This is a genomic window from Shewanella sp. LZH-2, assembly GCF_016859145.1.
GTDB classification, from domain to species: Bacteria; Pseudomonadota; Gammaproteobacteria; order Enterobacterales; family Shewanellaceae; genus Shewanella; species Shewanella xiamenensis.
The window spans coordinates 1,609,371-1,634,218 of record NZ_CP069350.1 but is presented as its reverse complement, the minus strand read 5'-3'; the positions used below and the strand labels follow the sequence as shown (position 1 = coordinate 1,634,218).

At 44.8% G+C, this 24,848-nt stretch carries 16 protein-coding genes; 5 read left to right on the top strand and 11 right to left on the bottom strand.

Translation table 11 applies throughout. The features are described from left to right. Positions 1 to 10: 10 nt before the first annotated feature. The 4 genes from JM642_RS07390 to fabB form a co-directional block, all read right to left on the bottom strand. The gene (locus JM642_RS07390; RefSeq protein WP_203433316.1) at positions 11 to 3,340 is read right to left on the bottom strand and encodes a FimV/HubP family polar landmark protein; all 3,330 of its coding nucleotides are present in this window, start codon (positions 3,338 to 3,340) and stop codon (positions 11 to 13) included. 179 nt (positions 3,341 to 3,519) lie between these two features. Continuing rightward, positions 3,520 to 4,536 (bottom strand): aspartate-semialdehyde dehydrogenase, encoded by a 1,017-nt coding sequence (locus JM642_RS07385; RefSeq protein WP_055648755.1) that lies wholly within the window; start codon positions 4,534 to 4,536, stop codon positions 3,520 to 3,522. Between the two features lie 2 nt (positions 4,537 to 4,538). Then, entirely contained in the window at positions 4,539 to 5,669 is a 1,131-nt protein-coding gene (locus JM642_RS07380; RefSeq protein WP_140907255.1) for a 4-phosphoerythronate dehydrogenase, read from the bottom strand. 150 nt (positions 5,670 to 5,819) lie between these two features. Continuing rightward, the gene (gene fabB, locus JM642_RS07375; RefSeq protein ID WP_181159844.1) at positions 5,820 to 7,031 is read right to left on the bottom strand and encodes a beta-ketoacyl-ACP synthase I; all 1,212 of its coding nucleotides are present in this window, start codon (positions 7,029 to 7,031) and stop codon (positions 5,820 to 5,822) included. Positions 7,032 to 7,169: 138 nt separating this feature from the next. On the opposite strand from fabB, the gene mnmC reads away from it, so the two are divergent. Then, positions 7,170 to 9,269, top strand: coding sequence for an FAD-dependent 5-carboxymethylaminomethyl-2-thiouridine(34) oxidoreductase MnmC (gene mnmC, locus JM642_RS07370; RefSeq protein ID WP_140907253.1), 2,100 nt, complete (start codon positions 7,170 to 7,172; stop codon positions 9,267 to 9,269). 194 nt (positions 9,270 to 9,463) lie between these two features. Here mnmC and JM642_RS07365 read toward each other — a convergent pair whose 3' ends face one another. The 6 genes from JM642_RS07365 to prmB form a co-directional block, all read right to left on the bottom strand. After that, on the bottom strand, positions 9,464 to 10,072 hold the full coding sequence (locus JM642_RS07365; RefSeq protein ID WP_140907252.1) for an RNA methyltransferase: 609 nt from the start codon (positions 10,070 to 10,072) through the stop codon (positions 9,464 to 9,466). Between the two features lie 3 nt (positions 10,073 to 10,075). Next, positions 10,076 to 10,357, bottom strand: coding sequence for a YfcL family protein (locus JM642_RS07360; RefSeq protein WP_011622202.1), 282 nt, complete (start codon positions 10,355 to 10,357; stop codon positions 10,076 to 10,078). An 84-nt stretch (positions 10,358 to 10,441) separates the two neighbouring features. Continuing rightward, a complete protein-coding gene (locus JM642_RS07355; RefSeq protein ID WP_140907251.1) occupies positions 10,442 to 11,572 on the bottom strand; it encodes an ATP-NAD kinase family protein in 1,131 nt (376 codons plus the stop codon). Between the two features lie 64 nt (positions 11,573 to 11,636). Next, the gene (locus JM642_RS07350; protein WP_203433314.1) at positions 11,637 to 12,806 is read right to left on the bottom strand and encodes an MFS transporter; all 1,170 of its coding nucleotides are present in this window, start codon (positions 12,804 to 12,806) and stop codon (positions 11,637 to 11,639) included. 69 nt (positions 12,807 to 12,875) lie between these two features. Then, the gene (gene aroC, locus JM642_RS07345; protein WP_203433312.1) at positions 12,876 to 13,970 is read right to left on the bottom strand and encodes a chorismate synthase; all 1,095 of its coding nucleotides are present in this window, start codon (positions 13,968 to 13,970) and stop codon (positions 12,876 to 12,878) included. A gap of 128 nt (positions 13,971 to 14,098) precedes the next feature. Next, entirely contained in the window at positions 14,099 to 15,043 is a 945-nt protein-coding gene (gene prmB / locus JM642_RS07340) for a 50S ribosomal protein L3 N(5)-glutamine methyltransferase (RefSeq protein WP_099458373.1), read from the bottom strand. 80 nt (positions 15,044 to 15,123) lie between these two features. On the opposite strand from prmB, the gene smrB reads away from it, so the two are divergent. Then, positions 15,124 to 15,654, top strand: coding sequence for an endonuclease SmrB (smrB, locus tag JM642_RS07335; protein WP_041416788.1), 531 nt, complete (start codon positions 15,124 to 15,126; stop codon positions 15,652 to 15,654). A 75-nt stretch (positions 15,655 to 15,729) separates the two neighbouring features. Here smrB and sixA read toward each other — a convergent pair whose 3' ends face one another. Then, positions 15,730 to 16,200 carry a phosphohistidine phosphatase SixA gene (gene sixA, locus JM642_RS07330; RefSeq protein ID WP_047536562.1) on the bottom strand — a complete coding sequence of 157 codons (471 nt, stop codon included), beginning with the start codon at positions 16,198 to 16,200 and terminating at the stop codon, positions 15,730 to 15,732. 169 nt (positions 16,201 to 16,369) lie between these two features. On the opposite strand from sixA, the gene JM642_RS07325 reads away from it, so the two are divergent. The 3 genes from JM642_RS07325 to JM642_RS07315 all read left to right on the top strand — a co-directional run bounded on the left by JM642_RS07325 (position 16,370) and on the right by JM642_RS07315 (position 24,385). Continuing rightward, a complete protein-coding gene (locus JM642_RS07325; protein ID WP_203433310.1) occupies positions 16,370 to 19,159 on the top strand; it encodes an insulinase family protein in 2,790 nt (929 codons plus the stop codon). A gap of 284 nt (positions 19,160 to 19,443) precedes the next feature. Further along, positions 19,444 to 23,727 carry an EAL domain-containing protein gene (locus JM642_RS07320; RefSeq protein WP_239000496.1) on the top strand — a complete coding sequence of 1,428 codons (4,284 nt, stop codon included), beginning with the start codon at positions 19,444 to 19,446 and terminating at the stop codon, positions 23,725 to 23,727. Positions 23,728 to 23,836: 109 nt separating this feature from the next. Next, the gene (locus JM642_RS07315; protein ID WP_203433756.1) at positions 23,837 to 24,385 is read left to right on the top strand and encodes a hypothetical protein; all 549 of its coding nucleotides are present in this window, start codon (positions 23,837 to 23,839) and stop codon (positions 24,383 to 24,385) included. The last annotated feature ends 463 nt before the right edge of the window (positions 24,386 to 24,848 follow it).

The window sequence follows — 24,848 nt, the reverse complement described above, 5'->3', positions numbered from 1 at the left end:
CAGTTCAAACTTAGCCGATCTCTTTAAGTAAACGAGCCGCTTCGTCCTGTTGACGCTCATTACCATCAATTTGAACTTCACGGAGTAGCGCTTTGGCGCTGTCACTGTCATCGATTTCGATATAGGCACGGGCCAAATCGAGCTTAGCGTTAACAGAGTTCTCTTCATCGTCCACATCAATCATGGCTGCATCACCAATCAGGGCACCCACATCACTCATCTCCACATCCATTTCAGGATAGAGATCTGTTTCGGTGTTATCCTGCTCGGCGTCATTAAGCAGTTTTTCAATATCGATATAGCCATGTTCGTTTTGGAAATTAGTCAAATCATGCTCAGGTACAAACTTCTTCGACTGACGTGACTCCCGCGCATCTAGCGCTGCTAATGCTTCATCGACCGTGAGAGTATGCTCATCATCGAGGGCAAAGCTATCTTCTGGTGTTAATACCTCATCATCTTCAACTTCGGTATTGGCACTAAAAGCAGCAAGCACATTGTCGTCACTTAAATCGATATCGTCATCAGTATCTAAGTCCGCTCTAAAGGCAAACTCATGAGCGACATCCTCATCAACAATATCATCATCTTTGTCAGTGATAATCTCAAATGTAGGCTCAACCTTATCAATCGGTTCGTCTAAAACAAATTCCAGAGGTTGACGCGAGGAAACCGCTTGCGGATCGACAGCGATAGGATCCACGGGTGCAACAGGTTCGGATTTAGGACTGTCAGTTTGTGCGCTAGACGTAGGCGCAAAGTTAAGCTCAGTGTCCCAATCCAGTACATGGGGATCTTTACTCTTGTTAGCTTTTAAGTCGTTAAAGAAAGAAGCCTCTTTCTCTTTAACTTTTGCCGCGGCGGCAACTGTCGCAGCCGTTAAAGCTGCTGTGGCGAGTACCGTATCATCCGCTTGATTATCAGCATCGAAACCGGTAAATGTTGGCTCAATTGCGGTTTCGTTTGGATTATCATCTGGGCTCTTCGCAATCGTATCGCTAAGCTCAAAGGTATCATCCGTACCATCAATCGCATGGGCAGCACCGATGCCCTTGAGTAAGCCTTCATCCTCGAGCTTATCATCTGTCTCAGGGTAGGTGGTTTCGAGGTCGAAATTAAACTCATCCGCGTCGGCTTCAGCCTGCTCTGGCACATCAAATTCGGCGAGAAGAGATTCGAGATCATCCTCTGCAGACGATAACTCTTCAGGTAATGCCGTTTCGAGCTCTGCTGCCAGCATATCGTGAGGGATGTCGGATTCATCGCTAGACGTTTGTTGTTCCGCCGAATCTTGGGCCTCAAAACCTGCGAGCAACTGGTCAAGATCATCATTGACTGGCAGGTCGGTGTTTAATTCCTCTTCCAATTCGGCAGCAATGGCTGCTGCAAGCGCAGGATCATGCGCGGTTGGTGCATCCAAACCTGCGAGCAGAGAATCAATATCGTCGGATTCAATGACACCGATATCATTAAGTTCAGTATCTAATTCTGCGGCGATTTCATCGCTTAAGTCAGGCTCTGGCGCAGCTGGTTTATCAAAATCGGCCAGTAACGCATCAATATCGTCGGTTTGTGCAACCCCTAGCTCTGCTAACTCATTATCTAATTCAGCAGCAATTTCATCGCTTAGATCGGATGCTGTAGCGGTGTTTTCCTTACCATAATCCGCTAATAATGCATCGAGGTCGTCCTCAGCCACTGGCTCAGATACTGAATCGTTCATTTCAGATTGATTAAACCCGGCGAGCAAGGCATCAATATCATCTTCAGCCGTTTCAGTTAACGCTATATTTTCAAGTTCATTATCTAATTCCGCAGCAAGCGATGCGGCTAAATCTTGATCGGTATCTAACTCTGCCGCATCAACCACCTCTGGGTCGGCTGGAATATCAAATCCCGCTAATTCATCAAGGTTCTCATTAGTAGATGGCGCATCAGGCTCTTCGGAGCCAAGCCCTGCCAATAATGCATCAAGATCCTCTTCTTCGAGAATATTACCTGATTTGGGTTTTTCTTCTTCCGCAAAGGCTTCCTCTTGGTCGCCCATGGCCTCAGCCCAGAGATCATCTAAGGATTGGCCTTCGTCCTCTTCAAATTGTGGTTCTGCCGCAGTGTTAACACCTGGGTCAATAAACATTTCAGAAGCGATGTCCATCTGCTCATGGCCATCGGTCATTTCATGCTCGGGTTGTAAACTCACGCTACCGACATCTAATAAGCTATCGATGGAATCAGCATGGTCAGTGTCTAAATGCACAGCCATATCGTCAAGATCATCGTCATCCATCGCCAGCACTGATGCTCCCGTTGCCACACCAGCAGCACCTGTCGCCATGGCTACCTGCTGGGCTGCTAACTCACGGCGTTCTTTATTACGCTTACGACGAAGCATCCAGAACACAAGCAGCAGTAGTAACAATGCAGGGACCACCGCTGCTGCAACCAATAGCAGCGGATTATTTATCAAGTTTCGCCATAGATCTTCAGGCTCAGTAGGCGTTTGCGGTTGCGCATCGGCATCTGATGGGGCTTGAGCAGCTTCCACCTCAGCCTTCAGTGCAAGATTTTGCTTTTTACTCGCCTGTAAGGTTTCCTCTAATACTGCAATTTGTTGGTTTAAATCCTCAATTTTGGCTTTAAGGGCTTCAACATCGGCATTTCTCACGGCGAGCTGATCTTGTGCTCTGGCTAACTCATCAGTTAAGGATAAATTTTTGCTCTCCGCGGCCTCAAGGCGAGTATTCACATCGGAACTCACCATTTTCGGCGCAGCGGGTGGCATCGCAACGGCATCCGTTTTAGCAACTTCGGTCTTAGCCGCTTCGGGTTTAACATCGACTTGAGGTTGAGGCTCTACCTTAGGTTTATTTTCAACTACAGGAGTAACAACAGTCGGTTTAGATACTGGTTTAGTCGCCGCTTTGGCGGTATTACGGACTTGCTTATCGCTGCGTTCGGCGCGGGCAATCGCTACACTATTGGGAATGGATAACATCACTTCTTTCGAAGGGATCAGCAAAATCATGCCACGTTCGAGGCTATTGTAACTGTCGGAGTTAAACGCATGGGGGTTGGCATCAAATACTGCAGCCATGACTTGATAAACACTGACACTGGCATCGGGACGGACTTTTTGCGCAATACTCCAGAAAGTATCTTTAGCGGTCGTTGGCCCATATTGATGATTGACCTGACGGATTTGTCCATCTGGTCCCATGATTTTTAAAGGTTTTATTTTGGGAGTATCGGCAGCTATCGCAGGATCAATAAAAGAGGTCGTGGAAAAAACAGCTAAAACGGTGGCCATCAGGCCCACAAGATACGAAGTGCGAAATTTCATCAATCCTTCCCTTTGAAGCGCTATTTAAGTTATCTCGCTGATAACAGGCTTTAGGCAATTGTATTTATTGAGATTACTATAAACTAGAAATCCCAGCCCTGCTACTGTTCACAATTGTAAAACAAAAAAAGCCTGCTGGCAGCAGGCTTTTTCATTGGGCATCAATTGCTACTTAAGACTTAGTAATAATCTCTCACTAAAATCTCGGCAATTTGCACACTGTTTAAGGCTGCGCCTTTACGAATATTATCCGACACTACCCAAAGATTAATACCGTGAGAATGGGAGATATCCTTACGCACACGGCCCACGTAAACAGGATCGGTACCCGCTGCATGGGTCACAGCCGTTGGATATTCGTCATCGGACTCGAACAATACCACTCCTTCGGCATTACGCAGTAAAGCTTTAATATCTTCTGCATCGGCGACTTGACGCGTTTCGATATGTACGGCTTCTGAGTGACCATAGAATACCGGCACGCGCACAGCAGTCGCATTAACGAGAATGTCATCGTCACCAAAAATCTTCTGGGTTTCCCAGACCATTTTCATTTCTTCTTTGGTGTAGCCGTTGTCCATAAATTTATCAATTTGCGGCAATACGTTAAACGCGATTTGCTTTGGATAAACTTCAGCGTCAGCAGGCAGACCTTGCAGCAGCTTAGTGCATTGTTTTGCCAGTTCTTCAATCGCTTTTTTACCCGTACCAGAGACCGATTGATAAGTCGCCACGTTAATACGACTGATGCCATAAGTGTCGTAAATCGGTTTTAGAGCCACCAGCATTTGGATGGTCGAGCAGTTCGGGTTGGCAATAATATTACGGTTGCGGAAATCAGCAATCGCATGGGGGTTAACTTCAGGCACAACCAATGGAATATCAATGTCATAGCGGAAGTGAGAGGTGTTATCGATCACCACACAACCCGCTTCAGCTGCGATAGGCGCCCACTTGGCCGAGACATCACCACCGGCAGAGAAAAAGCCTAACTGCGCTTGGCTCCAATCGAAGGTTTCGACGTCCAAAATGGTAACTTGTTTGCCATGGAAGCTGACCGTTTCACCGGCGCTACGGCTACTGGCTAAAGGATATAAGTTCGCAACCGGGAAGTTACGCTCTTCGAGGATCTCAATCATTGTTTGACCCACTGCACCCGATGCACCTAAAACGACAACATTAAATTCCTGCGACATAATTACCGACCGACTCCTGAAAAACCTAAATTGGACAACCAATCTACCTCAGATTGGCCGTGATAAGCCAGCGCCAATGCACTAAATTCGCGTCGATGTTTGTGATTTTTTCTCATAGTGTCGAAGCCATTCGACCTTGCAAAGCCATTTCGGAATACGGCATCGTCATCACGCAGGTCGTAGACGAATCTTGCGAGCTGTAATAGGGCTTTTTCATCGGGGACTTGTTCGAGTTCAACCGCCTTAAAATGAAATGGAGGCAATAGCTCGAAAAAGCGTTTGGTGGCCGGAATGGCTAACAACTCACACAACTTTTGGTACAGCATAAAAGTGCCACGAGCCTTACCTTCTAAGCTGTAACCGGCGATATGCGGGGTGGCAAACTCAGCAAAAGGCACCAACTCCGGCATGGGATTCGGCTCCCCTTCCCATACATCGAGCACCAATTTAAGATCATCCCTTTGCTGCTTGACCTTAATTAAGGCTTGATTATCAATTACATCACCACGACAACAGTTCACCAACCACGTATTAGGTTTAAGACTCATCAGGCGCGCTTCATCGAATAAATGCAGTGTCTTATGCTCGCCAGAGCGAGTGATGGGCACATGTAGGCTGATGATATCCGCTTCATGTAATAGGGTCTCAAGGCTCACAAAATGACGGGGATCGCCTTCGGCCGCTTTGATGGGATCATTGAGTAATACCTTAATGCCGTAGGCTTCGAGACATTTAGCCGTTGCGCTACCAGTATTGCCCGCACCGATAATCCCCACAACTTTACCCTTGAGCGGCGAGTTAAACCGCGCCGCCAGTTCTAACATCGCAATAAAGGCAAACTCCCCGACAGCGGTCGCATTACAGCCGGGTGCATTCGAAAAGGGAATGCCACGCCCAGCAAGGTAGGCCAGATCCACATGATCAGTCCCTATGGTGGCGCTGCCGACAAACTTAAGTTTTGGATTGGCATCTAACAGTGCGGCATTGACTCGGGTGACCGAGCGCACCAGCAGCACATCGGCATCTTGCACCTGCTCAGGCGTTAATGTGCGGCCATTAACTGGGATTATCTCGCCTAACGCCCCAAATAAGGGTTCGACATAGGGCATATTTTCATCGACAACAATCTTCATGGGGACCTTTCTGATAAAAATGGGCTAGAGAGTGAGTAGCCAAGGATTCTAGCAAGACTCTGATCATAAACCCAATCCCTGAGTCGCATTGCTCAATTTTAGCTAATAAAAAAGGAAGCCGAAGCTTCCTTTTTTAACAAAAATAATAGTTTACTTATATTTGCGCATCACTAACGTTGCGTTAGTGCCACCAAAACCAAAGCTGTTGCTCATAACAGTGTTTAGCTCTGCATCGCGGTATTCACGCACGATTGGCATGTCCTTCGCAGCTTCATCTAAGTTATCGATGTTGATGCTTTGGGCAATAAAGCTGTTTTCCATCATGATTAAGCTGTAAATCGCTTCATGTACGCCTGCGGCGCCTAATGCATGACCCGTCATAGACTTAGTCGATGCAATCGGTGGACACTTGTCTTTAAAGACTTCACGTAGTGCTTCTAATTCACGCACGTCACCTACTGGAGTAGAAGTACCGTGGGTGTTGATATAGTCAATTGGTGTGTCCACATCGGCCAGTGCCATTTGCATACAACGCACCGCACCTTCGCCAGACGGAGCCACCATATCGTAACCGTCTGATGATGCACCATAACCAATCACTTCAGCATAAATCTTCGCGCCACGAGCCAGAGCGTGCTCTAACTCTTCAACGATTAAGATACCGCCACCGCCAGAGATAACGAAACCATCACGGTCAGCATCATAGGTGCGAGAGGCTTTTTCTGGAGTGGCATTGTATTTAGTCGATAGCGCGCCCATCGCATCGAAGCCCATGGTCAGAGTCCAATCCACTTCTTCCGAACCGCCCGCAAACACCATATCTTGCTTACCCATTTGGATAAGTTCAACGGCGTGACCGATACAGTGAGCACTGGTCGCACAGGCTGAACTGATTGAGTAGTTCATACCTTTAATTTTGAAGGGTGTCGCTAAACAAGCGCTGGCCGTGCTCGACATAATGCGTGGCACGATATAAGGACCCACGCGTTTTACGCCTTTTTCGCGTAGAATATCAGCCGCTTGAACTTGGTTAGAAGACGAAGCGCCGCCTGTACCCACAATTAACCCTACGCGAGGATCTGAATATTGCTCTTCAGTTAACTGAGCATCCTTAATGGCTTCTTGCATTGCAATGTAAGCATATGCCGCAGCATCGCCCATAAAACGCAGCGCTTTACGGTCAATCAGCTCTGAAGGATCTAATTTGATATTGCCCCATACATGACTGCGTAGTTGCATTTCTTCAAACTGAGCGGAATGTGTAATACCACTACGGCCCGCTTTAAGTGACTCAGTCACTTCTTGCTTGTTATTACCGATACTTGAAACAACACCCATTCCGGTGATCACGACTCTTTTCATTTTATTGCTATCCATTGTGTACATGTCAGTACCTACTTTTTGCTGAGCCAATAGTATCTGTTTTGCTTCAATTAAGTGGTCAGCTTTCCATAAAGGCGGGTAAAATAATGCCTAATATGAGACCGAGAGTATATTTCTTTGACTGCTAAGCCCCAAAAATCTTACCAATTTAAGCGTGATTACCCGCAACTAATCAACCTTTATCCCCCATGCGCATTGACTACTGCAAAGTCTCTGGACAATTTTACTCTCCTTCAACTCTCTCGCTTACCGACGCAATCAACCCAGCTCATTCAGGGCTTGCACGTCATGGGGCAATGGGGATTAGGCGATGGACTCGAGCTACTATCTTTACTGCATCACTGGCAAACGCATACTCAACCTCAAGGCAAAACGCGTCTGTTAGTCAAAGTGTTTGAGCCCAATCCCATTAACGATTACGAACTTAAATTACTTTGGGATCAATCGCAAAGTTTAATTTCCAAGCCTCATTTACAACCCATTGCCAATGCCATACTTAAGGCAAAGCCTGCGCGCATTATAGGGTGCCAGAGATTAATTTTTGATGACGGCCTAATCACAGTCGATTTGCATTTTGGCGATCAGAACACAGCACTTAGCCAACACCCCCACAGTACTTCTCATCCCATTCAGCAATGGCTGGTTTTACCGCATATATCTGCGCAGCTAAATGGTAAGCAGCTCTGGCAAATGGCACGCTTGAGTGCGGATGATGCCCTACTGATTGGGCTTAATCTTAGTGAAACAGCACAGCACCTTGCCCACAGCTGCGGCTTTAGCACGCTTGACGTCAGCCAAGACGCTCTCAATGAAAATGCCTGCGACTCACTGCGAAACCATATTATCAGCGACAATATTCTGATCCATGAGCGTAAATTGCTGCGTCAGCAAGCCGATACCGTTCAGGCATTTACCCCAAAACCTTCGGCACTCGCCACTAAAGAGCAGCCAATTGCCATCATAGGCGGGGGACTCGCATCAGCACATCTGATGCTATCACTCGCCGAACGAGGCCAAAGTAGCATATTGTTTTGTAAGGATAATGAGTTAGGCCAAGGCGCGTCTGGTAATCGCCAAGGGGCGATCTATCCCCTACTCACGCCAGAAAATGATGAACTTAGCCGTTTTTTCCAACAGGCGTTTCTATTCAGTCGCCGCCGAATCGAGGCGCTGAGTCTTGCATCAACGATGGGCACGAACGGAACATCTGGTGTGACGCCAATTTCCCATGATTTTTGTGGCGTGCTGCAAACAGGTCATGATGAGCGCAGTCAACAACGGCTGGATAAAATCATCCAAAGCCAAGACTGGCCAGTGGAAATCGCCTACGCCGTTGATGCGAATGAAGCCAACGAAATAGCTCAAATAGGGATTGATAAGGCTGGATTTTTCTATCCCCTTGGAGGCTGGGTATGCCCATTTGAATACGCCAAGGCGGCGGTAGATAAGGCCTCGCAACTTGCCCATGTGCTGTGCCATTTCAATACCGACATCACCGAAATCAAGTGTGATACAAATGCTTGGTATCTCCACACTCAAAGCCAACGTTTTGGACCATACAGCCAACTCGTGCTCGCCAATGGCGCGCAGGTGACACAGTTTTCAGCCAGTGAACGTTTGCAGATAAGTCCGTTTCGCGGCCAAGTGAGCCACGTCCCTGCCAAATTTAAACTGAGCCAATTGGCGACAGTGTTATGCGCGAATGGTTACCTCACGCCGAGTCATCAAGGGTTGCATTGTCTTGGCGCCAGTTATGTAAAAGCGGCAGCTCACCTCGATTTTTGCCCGCAGGAGCAACGGGAAAACCTGGGGAAAATGCAAGAAAGCTACCCCGATCAAGCCTGGGTTGACGATATCGACATCAGCGGCAATAGCGCCCGAGTTGGCGTGCGCATGGTAACGCGGGATCATTTCCCGATGATGGGCTGCGCGCCCGATGTGGCTGAAATATTGGCGCGCTATGAACAGCATCAACTCAATCAGCAGCAGGCCGAACAAAGCAAGCATTATTGGCAAACGACCCCAGCTCCCATCCTCAATGGCCTTTATATTCTGGGCGGTTTAGGATCGCGGGGATTAAGCTCCGGCCCCTTGGCGGCCGAATGCTTGGCGGCACAATTAACTGGTGAGCCGCTGCCACTGGATTGGCCAACCTTAAATAAACTCAACCCAAATCGGATGTGGTTACGCAAATTACTAAAGGGTAAAGCACTTTAATGGATGTGAGCTTCGTGATTTTAGTGGTTTTTATTGGTGACCGTATTAATGAGCTTAGTTGCAGCAATTAAACTTTATCGCTCAGAGAAAACCAAGCACTCCAATGCGGGTATTTTCTAAAGATATAAGTGCAAAAACAAAAAAGGATTAAGCCATTGCTTAATCCTTTTGGGATAATACGCTGATCCTTAAGACTACTTCGAAGACTCACGCTTAGTGGTTTTAACACGAGTGCGATTATTATTGTCGCGACTTTGACGGATCAAGGCATCACCATCGAACTCGGTTTGAGCTGATACTTGCTCACGATGGGCTTTCGCTAATCTATCGTACAGCAGTACATTGACCGACGCCGCCAAATTCATGCAGCCTACCGTAGGCACATACACCACGGCATCCGCCCTATCGATAATCTCTTGGCCAATAGTGCCATCCTCAGGGCCAAACACATAAAAGGCTTTCTCGGGATGCACAAACTCAGGTAAGGGTGTCGCCCCTAGGACTAAATCCACGCACACCAGCTTAGTGTCAGAGGGGAGCGCATCGAGTAAGGAGGCCACCCCAGTTAACGGAATGCGCTCGGCGGCGCTCTGCGTATCGGCGTTATATTGCTGCGGCCCACGGGCGGCATATTCATAGCGTTTACCCGTGTAGAACACCGCATCGACACCATAACAACCCGAAGCGCGCATAATGCCGCCTACGTTCGTCGGGGTTTTCGGATTGACTAGACCGATATAAACCGCTTGCTGCCCCTCAGGTTCAGCCATGGTATCAACCGAAGTCGTCTTGGATATACTCATCAATTAGGCCGCTAAATGACTAACAATTTTGCCATGCAATTGTGTCCACGCCGCTTCCACTAATGCAAAATCGGCATCATTTAATTCTTGGCGCGCCAGTGCTAAACAGTCGGTCATTTTTTCAAGTAAGGCTTCTAACGTGCTCTCGCCTTCGTCTTCGAGTTGCGATAACACCACCGCCACATGGCCTTGCAGATAACCGCAGGCAAATAAGGCATCGTCATCACCATGGCTTACGACAGACTCAATCCACTGTTCTAGTGCTTCTTCATACTGCTCTAACATCGGGTCAAACTCTCCAATAACGTATTTCGCCCAAATGGCCGCTGGCCCCTCGGTGCTTGCAATCTCCGAGGAGAATAAATCTGATTAGTCGGGGTTGGCCACCTGATACATCACATAATCATGGTAACCCGTCGTCACTTTGTAATAGCCACAAAGCTCACGATCTAATTGAGGGTCGCCACTATCCACAATTAAGGGGCGTCCTTCAAGTGCTTTTAGCTTAGTTTTTGTGGCGAGGATAATAATATTGTCCTTACCGAGGCGGCGGATCAGCTCTGGCGACAACTGCTGGTTGCCACGACCGAGAATATGCCCCTGCCCGCCAATCAAGGTAATAACCAGTTTTACCGGCTTATCTTGGGTAAGGTCGAGTAACTGCTTGGCGGTTAAATCACTCGCCACTAATGTTTTATCTTGGATAAGATCAACCCCCAACAGAGTGTTATCGAGCCCAAGCTCTTCCATCACAAAGGCGACCGTGCTGCCCGAGCCCATAATGTACAGCTCGTCTTCCATCTGCTGGATAACATCGGCGGCAATGTCGGCGAGCACGAGCTCATCGACTTCTTTTCCGCCCATCTTCACCGCTTGCACATAACGGGGTTCAGCGGGCACTAATAGCTCACCAAACCGTTTGGCGCGCACCGTGCCTTGGCGAAAAGCTACTTCATCGATATCCATCACATCGGCGCTCATTAGGCTGACTAACTCACCTTCGAGCAACATTTTGACCACCATACCCGCGGCATGGGGCGTGATGCCGTAAACGCCCGAATGGATTTTGACCCCAGCCGGCACACCAAGCACGGGTAATTTATCGTCGATAACGGCTTGTTCAAACACGCTATACACATCACGCGCCGTGCCATCGCCCCCCGCAAACAGTAATAAATCTAACGGTTCATCAAGCAAGGTACGCACAACGGCTTGCGTGTCTATCGCTTGAGTTTTATCCGGAGTTTGATACACCACACGGGTGTTAAAACCTAAGGCGTTGGCGGCATCCTCCCCCATCACACCTGAGGCGGTAATGATTTCGATATCTTTGGCAAAAGGGGCAATCACTTCTAAGGCTTGCATCATGCGTTTTATTGCCTTGGGCTCGGCACCTAAGGCGAGTGCCTGCTCGGCCACGCCATCGCTGCCCTTAAGCCCCACACTGCCACCTAAACCCGCTAGTGGATTGATGACTAAGCCTAAACGAAACCGGATCACCTTAACCTCTCTTGTTCATTATTTTAGTTTTTACAATGAGTTATTTTTCACAATCAATGTCAGCTTATGACGTAACCGCTTGCGCCCCATCCTTAGGGATCAAAAATACCGCTAACATGGCCGTAAAGGCACAGGCCGCCGCATATACCCAAGACCATACAGCGCCGCTACCATCACCCCAGATATACCCGCAAATCCAAGTGCCGAGTGCGCCGCCAACCCCAAAGCTTAAGCTGGCATAAAGGGCTTGCCCTTGGCTGCGATGACTGGCATCAAAATTTCGATGCACAAATTGAATCGAGGCCGCATGGGTCAAGCCGAAGGTGAACGCATGCAGCACTTGGCTTAAACCCAGTAACAACATGCTCTCAACACCAAAGGCGACCAGCAACCAGCGCACGGCGGTCATGGCAATACTGACGACAAGCAAGGTATTAACGCCATACCGTCCAAGCAAGCGAGGCGCAAACATAAACATCACGATTTCGGCCATAGCACCGAGGGCGACAAAAATCCCCGCGGCCGCTTCGGTGTAACCCGCCTGCTTAAGATAGAGCACAAAGAAACCGTAAAAAGGCCCTGCGCTCATCTGTAATAACATCGCCGACACCATGAACCACAGAATGGGTTTAGTCCATTTAAGTGGCTGGCGCTCTTGTCCTTGTGGACGCACAGCCCGATTGGCAGGCAATGGCAAGGCACACACCAGCATCCCCGTAAACAAAACTAAACCAATATAGGGCAATACCTCGGTGCCCCATTGACCGATGGCAAAACCGGCGCCGACCACTAAGCAGATATAACCAATGCTGCCAAAGCTGCGGATTTGTCCATAGCGGCTGGCATTTTCACCTAAGGTTTCGAGGGTGATCACCTCAAGCTGCGCTAAAATCGCGTTCCAGAAGAAGGTATACAGCGCAAGGCTCAGCGCCATATACACAAAACCACCGTGGTAGAAGAAACTCAAATACGCCAGCATCGCCGCGCCCGCGCCCATCTTCACCAATTCGGCGCGCATGCCAGTGCGATCGGCCACCTTGGCCCATACATTGGGTGCCACGATACGGGTCGCCATTAAAATCGCGAGCAAAAAACCAATTTCTTGAGGGTTAAATCCACGGTTTTCGAAGAACACCCCAAGGTAAGGGATCATAGTGCCGAGAATTGAAAAGAAGAAAAAATAACAGGCACATAGCCAGCGTAATTGCTGGCTTGTGCTAGAGATAGTTGGCATTAACGCATTCCATATATTACACAGCCGCTATGCATCTTTATTCCATGCAGACTGTCTCATTCATCGCACCTATCTCATGCCGAGGATCGGTGTATGACTGCGAACATCCTGATTTTGAGCTCTGTGTCTTAACAGATGATCCATCAACACAATCGCCAGCATAGCTTCGGCGATCGGTACCGCGCGGATCCCGACACAGGGGTCGTGACGACCTTTAGTCACCACTTCCGCCATTTCACCTTGGGCCGTCATGCTTTGGCCCGGCACACTGATACTCGAGGTCGGTTTTAATGCAATATGGGCGACAATGGGTTGACCCGATGAAATGCCGCCAAGTATGCCACCGGCATGATTTGATTCAAAACCCAGCGGCGACATTAAATCGCGTCCTTCCGAGCCTTTTTGCGTCACAACGCCAAAACCATCACCGATTTCAACGCCTTTTACCGCGTTTATGCCCATTAAGGCATGGGCGATATCGGCATCGAGCCTATCGAAAACGGGTTCACCCAGTCCAACGGGAACGCCAGTCGCCACTACAGAGATTTTGGCGCCAATCGAATCACCGGATTTTTTCAGCTCGCGCATATATTCATCAAGCGCCTCGAGCTTAGTCGCATCGGGGAAGAAAAAGGCATTCTGCTCGATTTGACTAAAATCGAGGGTCTCGGCACTAATCGGTCCAAGTTGAGACATATAGCCTTGGATACTAATGCCATGCACTTGTTTTAAATACTTTTTCGCCACAGCACCCGCCGCAACCCGCATAGCGGTTTCGCGTGCCGATGAACGGCCGCCACCACGGTAATCACGCAAGCCATACTTTTGCTGATAAGTGTAATCTGCGTGGCCTGGGCGAAATAAATCTTTGATATTAGAGTAATCTTGGCTGCGCTGATCGGTGTTTTCGATCAAAAGCCCAATGGAAGTACCCGTGGTTTTGCCCTCAAACACACCGGATAAGATCCGTACTTCATCAGGCTCACGGCGCGCGGTAGTGTAACGGGATGTGCCAGGACGACGACGGTCTAAATCATGTTGCATATCGGCTTCGGTGAGTTCGAGCCCTGGGGGGCAACCATCAATAATACAACCGAGCGCCACACCGTGACTTTCACCAAAGGTAGTCACCACAAAATTTTGACCAATACTGTTTCCAGACATCCGCTTTTTACACCTTAAATGATTTGCTTATCGCTCCGCGCCCAGCAATGGCTGGACAATTCTTTTTCCCGCTGCAAGCCTAACTGGCAGCGGGAAAAGACTCAACCTAATTTATGTGCTTATTGTGATTATTGCGCGTCGCGATAAATGGCAAAAAGCGATTGATGTTCGATCAATTGATCACGAGTTAGCACAAACACACCGTCGCCGCCGTGTTCAAAGTTAACCCAAGTGAAAGGTACTTCAGGGAATTGCTCCATCAAATGCACCATAGAGTTACCCACCTCAACCACTAAAATGCCTGTTGGTGTCAGGTATTGGGCCGCATTCGCTAAAATGCGTTTGGTTAAGTCAAGGCCGTCACGACCCGAGGCTAAACCAATCGCAGGCTCATGGTGGTATTCATCTGGCATATCGCCAATATCTTCTTCATCCACATAGGGCGGATTGGAGACAATCAAATCATATTGTGGACCTTCAGGAATGGCTGAAAACAGATCCGATTGCATCGGAAAGACTCTGTCCATCACCCCTAAGGTTTCAACGTTGATTTGCGCCACATCGAGGGCATCATCACTGATATCGAGCGCATCGACCTCAGCTTCATCAAATTCATAGGCACAGGCAATCGCGATACAACCACTGCCGGTACATAAATCTAAAATGCGATTAACTGGCTTGCCGTATAACCAAGGACTAAAGCGATTGGCGATCATCTCGGCGATAGGTGAACGAGGTACCAATACGCGCTCATCCACATAGAATTCAAGCCCTGCAAAGCGCGCTTTATTGGTTAAATAAGGCACAGGCAAACGCTCACGTACGCGGCGAATGATAAGCTCGACAATTTTGTGTTTTTCGCTGCTGGTTAAGTTACTTAAAATCACTTGTTGGCCGATTTCTTCGGGCAAGTGCAGCGCATGAAACACTAATGCGATGGCCTCATCCCACGCATTATCTGTACCATGGCCATAGTACACATTGGCATCATTAAAGCGGCTCACCGCCCAACGCAACATGTCACCTATGGTGCGTAACTCTGTCACAGCTTCATCTACAAAGATCTTATCCAAAACGCTCTCCCGCTTGTATGTTCACAAACATTGTAACTGAACTCTATTCAGAAACCATAGGATTCAATAGAATACCCGACATGAATAAAGACGATGACAAAGAAGGCATGGCGATGTTTTCGGCGCTAATCGAGGGGATAAAACCTATCACCCAAGATAAGCGGCATTTTCGCGCGCCCCTAAAAACCAAACAAGAAATTGAACTAAAAGAGCAACAGTTGCATGCTAATAGTTATTTCTCAGATACTTATCAACCGCTACTCCCCGTTCAAGGGCCGATGCGCTGGCTTGATGAAGGAGTCGATAGCCTCGAGCTTAAACGTTTAAGACGTGGCGATTATCAACCGGATTTGTTGCTGGATTTACACGGTTATCGCCAATCTGAGGCCAAGCTGGAATTAGCTGCGCTCATTCAAGCCTGTGTAAAACAGCAAAGCCAATGTTGTTGTGTGATGCACGGTTATGGCACTGGCATACTTAAACAACAGGTGCCGATGTGGTTGGTGCAACATCCTATGGTAAAAGCCTTTCACCAAGCGCCCAAAGAATGGGGTGGCGATGCCGCGTTATTGGTACTTATTGATATTGGTGACCAGCCCCATCGACGATAAGTTATCCAACTCTATAAAAAAGCATACTAAAACAAAGGGCCCACATCTGTGAGCCCTTTGTTTATATTGAATTTATTAACTAATACTATGAGGAGCATGCTGCCACACAAGAGAGGCTTGCTCGGCATGTTTATCGATTAATGTAATCCCAGAGGTAGCAAACAAAGGCGGTTCAACACCCGCTACCAACTCACTCACCAAATAACCTAACAACGGCATATGGGAAATCACCAACACTTTATCGGCCTTATACAATTCGGCATAGGCCAAAATTAATGCGGCAACATTAGCAGGATCGCCAGATGGCACGAGATCATCGGCAACCAGCCATTTGCGCGGCTCAGGAAAATGTTGACTCAATGTTTGCCAAGTTTGCTGAGCCCGCAAGTAAGGACTAACCAAAACAAGATCAAAATCGCTGACGCTTCGGGCTAACCAGTTGCTCATTAACACTGTATGGTGTCTTCCAACATCGGTTAACGTTCTATCCCTATCCGACTGAGCATTAAATCCAGCATCACCATGTCGCATCAAAAATAGCTGCATACGTCTCTCGTTACCCATACTTGTTTTTGTTTTATCCCAATTGTAGCCCTAAAATGGATTTCGACAAACCTTGCAAGAGTTAATCTTTAGTCGATAAGCACAAGAGATATTTGCCAAAAACCATTAAGACTATCAATATATAACAAGCCATCGTCATCGGAGTGTCTCTTTGCAAGCCTCTCAGTCTATTTACAAAAGTCCAAACGATCATCGCCAGTACCGTTATCTCGTGTTAGATAATGCGCTGCGGGTATTATTGGTGGAAGATTTGGACGCTAGCCAAGCCGCCGCCTCCATGGCGGTCGCAGTGGGACATTTTGATGATCCTGTAGATAGACCCGGTATGGCGCATTTTTTAGAGCATATGCTCTTTTTAGGCACTGAAAAATTCCCCGACTCAGGCGAATACCACTCATTTATCAATCAGCACGGCGGCAGTAACAATGCGTGGACAGGCACCGAGCATACCAATTTCTTTTTTACCATCAATGCTGATGTTTTCGCCGACTCCTTAGACAGATTTAGCCAATTCTTTATCGCGCCGAAATTTGACTTGGAATTGGTGGATAGAGAACGCCAAGCCATTGAATCTGAATTTAGTTTAAAGCTGAAAGATGATATCCGCCGCAGCTATCAAGTGCTAAAAGAAACCGTCAATCAACAGCATCCATTCTCAAAGTTCTCCGTGGGAAACTTAGTTACTTTAGGAGGAACGCAGGCACAGGTTAGAAGCGAGTTATTGGCGTTTTATCAAACTCACTACAGTGCTAATTTAATGACACTGTGTTTAGTTGCACCTGTGTCGTTAGATGCGTTGCAAGCACTTGCAATACAATATTTCAGCGAGATCCGTAACTTAAACTTAGTCAAACAGTATCCTGATGTTCCGCTGTTTTCACAAAATGAACTGCTTAAGCAAATCAATATTGTCCCATTAAAGGAACAAAAACGTTTAAGTATCAGCTTTAATTTCCCAGGCATCGACCACTACTACAAACGTAAACCACTCACCTACATTAGCCATATTCTCGGTAATGAGAGTAAAGGCAGCCTGTTGTCGTATCTTAAAGAACAAGGTTTAGTGAATAATTTATCGGCAGGTGGCGGTGTCAATGGCTATAACTTCAAGGACTATTGCATTGGCCTGCAGCTCACAGATAAAGGCATGAGCAATATTGAAGACATTGTTTGCAGCTGTTTTGAGTATATTGAGTTAATCAAAACTCAAGGCCTTGAAGACTGGCGCTATTTGGAGCGAGCAAATCTGCTAAAAATGGCATTTCGCTATCAAGAACACGTTAAATCCCTCGATTTGGCCAGCCACTTAAGCATCAATATGCACCACTATGAAGTGGAAGATTTGCTCTTTGGTGATTATCGTATGGATGGTTTAGACGTGCCCGAAACACTCGAGTTATTGGCACTAATGACACCGCAAAACATGCGGTTGCAACTTATTGCACAGTCCGTTAAGAACGACCGTAAAGCTAACTGGTATCACACGCCATACCAAATTTTGCCGATAAAGCCTGAGTCCCTCGCCCGTTGGCAAGTCACTCAGATTCGTCCAGAACTCCAGTTACCCACAGCGAATCCCTTCATTGTGGCTGATTCTATTGCTCGTCCCGATAAAAGCGAAGTCGCAGCCCCTGTTATCGTTGCGGAATCCACGGGATATCGTATTTGGCATAAAAAAGATGATGAATTTAATGTCCCTAAAGGGCATATGTATTTATCACTCGACTCTGAGCAAGCAAGTAAAACCCCCAAACATGCCGCTCTCACCCGCTTGTATGTCGAGATGTTACTGGATTATCTAACCGAGCCTACTTATCAAGCTGAAGTCGCAGGATTAAGCTACAACATCTATCCACACCAAGGGGGCATAACGCTACATTTATCCGGTTTTACCGGTAATCAAGAGACACTGTTAGCTTTGCTTATCCATAAAGCAAGAGAACGTAATTTTACCGAAGAACGATTTGCCTTAATCAAGTCTCAGCTGTTACGTAGTTGGCAAAATTTGGCTCAAGCTAAGCCGATTTCACAACTGTTTACCAGCCTGACAGCAACATTACAGAAGCGCAGTTACGAACCAGCCAGAATGGCCCAAGCACTTGAAAATATAACCTTAAATGATCTACATAACCATGTAAGGGCATTTTACGAAAAAATTTATCTAGAAGGATTAATTTACGGCGATTGGTTAGTCTCAGAGGCGCAGGCACTCGGCAAACGTCTGGAGCATATCTTGTCTCTGGTCTCTAGCCCTAGCGCAGAATCCACCCGTGAATTAATTAATTTAACCGGACAAGGCACCCTTTTAAGAGAACTGGCGATAGATCATCAAGACAGCGCCATTATCGTCTATTATCAATCAGCAAGGGCAACGCCAGAAAAAATGGCACTGTTTAGCTTACTCAATCACGCGATGTCCTCAACCTTCTTCCATGAACTGCGCACTGAAAAACAATTAGGCTACATGGTTGGCACAGGTTACCTTCCGCTGAATCGCCATCCTGGGCTCATTTTCTATATTCAATCACCCACAACAGGTCCACTGCATTTACTGGAAGCAATCGACGAGTTTATCTCGGACTTTAACTATGCTGTTATGCAAATAACGAATGAAGAATGGGAAAGCACCAAACAAGGACTCATCAACCAGGTAATGGAACATGATGCCAATCTTAAAACTCGTGGCCAACGTTATTGGGTGAGTGTCGGTAATCGAGATTATCAGTTCAATCAACGGGAACTTGTTGTGGCTGAAATCAGCAAGCTCACCCGCCCCGATTTAATCAAGTTTATGATGCAAAAAATGCGCACAAAGCATAGTGATCGCTTAGTGCTTTTTAGTACCGGTTCTGAGCATGTATCTCAATCAGCCCTCAAATCTGACAATATGATTACCGATCTAAAACTGTTCAAACAAAATGCTGAAAAGTTCAATTTTTAACCTAAAAAAAGCTGTTAGATCATTAATCCAGCATTTACTGTAAACAAACAAAACCGCTGCATTCATGCATTTGTGCAGTAGTATCTCTGGTCTTTGTAGTAAAAATTAATGTAAAACATGGTCAATCCATCCCTCAGATCAAATGCTGCACACTATCTAACGCCATCTGTCTGCAATTTAAAGGAATTTTTACATTATCACTTTTGACAAAAGCTTCTATTTCTGGAAAAGTGATGTAACACAATTGTTTCATGGCATCCTCGGACAATACTAAGAACAACACTATGCCAAAAATACTCTTAAAAATCGTCTTGCTCGCTTTTTTTGGCATCTATGCATTCGAAGACGTAAACGCGTCGCCCTTTTCAAATAAATCTCCAATAATTCTCCAATCACAATCTTTTGGTGTACCAGAAGGACTTTCCCAAAGCACCGTTACCTCCATTGTTACGGATAATGAAGGATACATTTGGATTGGTACACTTAATGGACTCAACAGATTCGATGGGAAAGAGTTTAAACATTATTATGCTGACGAAGGCGCTTCTGGATTACCCAGCTCTTTCATTAGAAGCCTATTAATCACTGAAGATGGTGAGCTACTTATCGGTACAGACAAGGGACTTGTTATATACGATAAATATGATGAATCACTTAAAAGCATCAATATAAAAAATGAATATTTGAATGGTGAAATATGGAGTTTATCCAACAATGACTTGACTAAAGAAATTTTAGTAGGAACGAATAAGGGTATACTTAGCCTTAACTTAAACAATCAAAAAATAAGTTATGAATTCATCCAAAATGAATATTTTGAAGTAAAGAAAAGTTTAAATATAGGAAAAAAAATATTCATAAAAAGTTATAGTGGTAATCTATACGAAATAAATAATGGAAGCATAGTCAAGATCATTGACAATGTACTCGATATAGAAAAGTACAACAATACTCTTTACGTATCAACAAATGATGGATTTTATAGCCACAATGATAGTGGAATAACAAAGATTTCAAATGATAAATATACATTTTTAAGTCAAAGTGAAAGTGATTTTTTTGGAATAGAAGAAAACAAAATATACTCACTTAATAACGAGCCGCACCTGATCGGCACTCTAAGTGAGGGGAAAGGTAAAAGCTATAAAACATACTTACTTGCAACAAAAAATTATCTAGCAATAGGAATGAATAATCAAGGATTTGAATTAGTAAGGAAGTCAAAGAACCTCATACTAAGCACAAATTTAATAAAAGATAATGTTTGGCATATTAGCAAGACCTTTGATGGCAACATACTAGTTTCGTCCAACGATAGTATTCTTCGATGTTATGACAATAGACTTAACTTAATAAAAACTTACCAAACAGGTATTATTGGTTATAAAAATGCAGTAATGACCAAAAATGGAATTTATATTGGAAGTGAAACTGGAATAATTTTTTTAAATAAAGATGGAAGTATAACTAACATACTAGAAAACGAGCAAATAACAACCATTGATGTGATTAATAAAGAACAAGATATTATCGCCGGAACCACTTCAGGCAAGGCTATCATCATAAAAAACAATCTTATCAATAAAACAATTACAACAAATAAAAGCGATCCCATATTCGAGACACTTTACATATCAGATTCTAACATTTATTTAGCAAGCCAGAATGGTTTATATCATTACGTCGATGGTATTTTTAATAAGTTATCAGAAGAACTAACCTACAGCATTTCAAAATTTAAAAACAAAATTATATTTGGAACTGCAACATCAATAATGGAGTATGACCCCGATAGTAAAAAAGTAGAAAAAATATTCTCTGACAATAAAGAAATTTACTCGATATTAACCTTAGATGGTAATATTTTTGCATCATCCCTTGGTCAAATAGTTTTAATTGAAGGAGATAATAGCTATATTCTTTCAACTAACAATGGCAGTCAATATGAATATAATACCAGAAGTGGTGTTGTTGATAATGAAAACATTTTCTTCGGCGGTATTGATGGATTAAGTTTAATATCTAAAGATATAATTATTGAACATATAAAAAAATCCTCTCCACCTGAGACGCTCATCTCTGGATTGCGTGTTTTTAACTCTATAATAGTGGGTGACGGAGAGTATTTTACCGGTTCAATAAGTAAATCAGAAAGTATAAAGCTGAAATACTCAGATTACCCATTCACACTTACGTTTAACTCACCAACATCAGAGCCATCATCTACATCTTATTATTACAAAATGGATGGTCTATCCAACGAATGGATCGCATCAAATAAAATAAATTCAGCAACCTATACTAACTTATCTCCAGGCGAGTATTTTTTTAAAGTGTATGCAGTTGATTCGTTGACACAAAAAAATGGTCCCGTAAAGGTTTTAAGAGTTATAGTTACACCACCTTGGTGGTTATCGAGTTTAGCAAAATCACTTTATTTAGCTATTGTAATTTTCATACTCCTTGGAGTTACAAAATCAATCTTACGTAAACGTGAGGTTCAACGTCAAATTGCGCTGAGTGAAGAACGCCTAAAGCTTTCTCTCTGGGGAAGTGGCGATGAAATGTGGGACTGGGATATAGAAACGGGTAATATTTTCCGCTCGAATATTTGGGGTGCATTAGAGTTCCCAAGGGATGGCCACCGTTCAGGTAATAATGATGAAGAAAGCAACATTCATCCCATGGATCAGGAGCGCGTCAGAGAAGCACTTAATAAACATTTCTATGGTGAGACAGATCACTTTGAAGCGGCATATAGAGTTAAGGGCAAAGATGATAGCTGGATCTGGATTTTAGATAGGGCCAAAATTGTAGAAAGAGATGATAAAGATAATGCCCTTCGAATGACTGGCACTATTAAAAATATCAGTCAATTTAAACAAAAAGAAGAACAATTAAAACTATTCGAAAAAGCCATCGAAAATATTTCAGAAGGCATGTTTATTCTCGACAGCGAGTATCGTTTTGTCGAGGTCAACGAAGCATGTTGTAGAATTTCACAGCGAAATCGAACTGATTTTATTGGTAACTTGCTTACCTTTGAGTTATATCCAGAGTCCTTCTCAAATCAGATCCGCAGTATGCTGAAGCAGCAAGGTCGATGGGCGAGTGAAGTCGAAGCTAGTCGTGGTGATAAAAGCCATTTCCATATGGAGCTCACCATAGACGCGATTTACGATGAGTCGGGTGAACTATCACACTATGTAGGTGTTTTCTCCGACATATCAAGACGTAAACAGCAGGAAGAAGAGCTTCGAAAACTCACCAACAATGATTTACTGACTGGCCTGCCAAACCGTTCAAACTTACAAGTCACATTAGGGAACTTAGTCAATAAAGAAATTAATCATGCATTAATGGTACTCGATTTAGATAATTTTAAGCGTATTAATGACTCATTAGGTCATCAAATTGGCGATCAATTACTTAAACTGGTATCTGTCAGAATAAAATCCTCCGTACCGAAAAACACGAGCATCTATCGTTTAGGTGGAGATGAATTTGCCATTGTGCTCGATAAAACCTCTGATATAAGTGCCTGCGCGGCAATTGCGGGACGAATTATTGAAGCTTTTAAAGCTGTATATGAAATAGGCAATGAGCAACTTGTTTTGGGTGCAAGTATCGGGATTGTACTTTATCCAGAGGATGAACAGAGTGAACAAGCATTACTGAGAAAGGCGGATATTGCCATGTACCATGCCAAATCGGCTGGCGGTAATTGTTACCAATTCTACTCAGAATCTCTTAACCAACATGCGATTAAGCAATTAGAAATTGAAAATCTTATCAGGGAAGGTTTAAAAGATGATTTATTTGAGGTGTATTACCAGCCTAAAGTTGATCTAAAGCATGGTCATGTTACCGGAATGGAAGCCTTAGTGAGATTAAATCATCCAATCTTAGGACTTATTCCACCGAATGATTTTATTCCTCTTGCAGAAGAAAATGGCCTCATTATTGAAATTGGCGAAATTGTACTCAGAAAAGCCTGTTTTGCCGCCCAAAAATGGCGTGAACTGGGTCTGTTTAAAGGGAGAGTCGCCGTCAATTTATCGTCACGTCAGTTTGCACTGCCCGATCTGCAACAACGAATTGAATCTATTTTACGATTAACACAATTGCCAGCTGCACATCTTGAACTCGAAATCACCGAAGGGACGGTGATTAAACAACCGGAAATGGCCATTATCGTTATGCAGCAATTGACGAAAATGGGTGTCAATCTAGCATTAGACGACTTTGGTACGGGTTATTCGTCACTTTCTTACTTAAAACGATTCCCTATCCATACGCTAAAAATCGATAAAGCCTTTGTCGATGATATTGATAAGTCAGATCGTGATTTGAAGATGGTCGATTCTATTATCACCATTGCTCATAATATGGGACTATCCGTGGTTGGAGAAGGTGTTGAACAAGCAGCACAGCTAAATATCCTGCGCGCCCTAAACTGTGAAGAAATACAAGGTTATATCTTTAGCAAAGCGATTAATGAGACCGAGTTTACTCAATTGCTGCAAGATGACCGGAGTAAATTCATGCCCCACCACAACATTATTTGATCATCTAATTATCTCTCTGTCAGTAGTTTGAAACATTGGCACAACATCTGCAAATAGATGTCCAGTGTCAAAAAATAAAATATTATCAACTACCCTGAGAGATAAAACGATGAAAGGAATTCTTACCGCAGCAGCTTTACTATCTACAATCGGCTTTGTAACAACTGCCGCAGCCATTGAAACAACTGTAACTGTAGAGAAAAGCCTCTCTCAAACAGTTGTATCATCTGAAGCGACTAAAGAAGTTAATCAAGAAGTCACAGGTTCTCCATATGTGAAATTCAAATCTCTTGAAGTCGCTGGTTCTCCATATGTGAAATTCAAACCTCTTGAAGTCGCTGGTTCTCCATATGTGAAATTCAAACCTCTTGAAGTCGCTGGCTCTCCATATGTGAAATTCAAATCTCTTGAAGTCGCTGGTTCTCCATATGTGAAATTCAAACCTCTTGAAGTCGCTGGTTCTCCATATGTGAAATTCAAACCTCTTGAAGTCGCTGGTTCTCCATATGTGAAATTCAAATCTCTTGAAGTCGCTGGTTCTCCATATGTGAAATTCAAACCTCTTGAAGTCGCTGGTTCTCCATATGTGAAATTCAAACCTCTCGAAGTCGCTGGTTCTCCATATGTGAAATTCAAATCTCTTGAGCAAATCGCATAATATTAATCATGTGAAGGAGAGTGTCTATGTTAAATTCAATCAAAAAAGCACTTGGTTTCGCAAAGCCTGTTCGTAAAAAAGTAAAATTACCAGAAGGCTTAAACCACCTTGAAGTGATCCCAGCAAAGGGTTGGTGGAATTAATTCCATCTAAATGTGGAAACCTTACGTTTAGATAGTCTAGAGCAACTCTGCTAGCGCACGGCCTAGGCCAATAAAAAAGGAGCTTGATGCTCCTTTTTTATTGGCCACATTTATGACAAATCATATCTATATTAAGCGGTTAGACTTCCGTCAGAACTCTGAGACACTCTTCTTAGTGCTATACGCTTATGGGAGGAAAAGAGTGGAAACGCTAAAGGACCCAGTATAAATCCCATTACAGCCCAATAGCTTACCGATAACCCAGCTCTAAAAGCCGCAATCCCAAAACACCACGAACAACTCACCGACAAGGCAGCAAC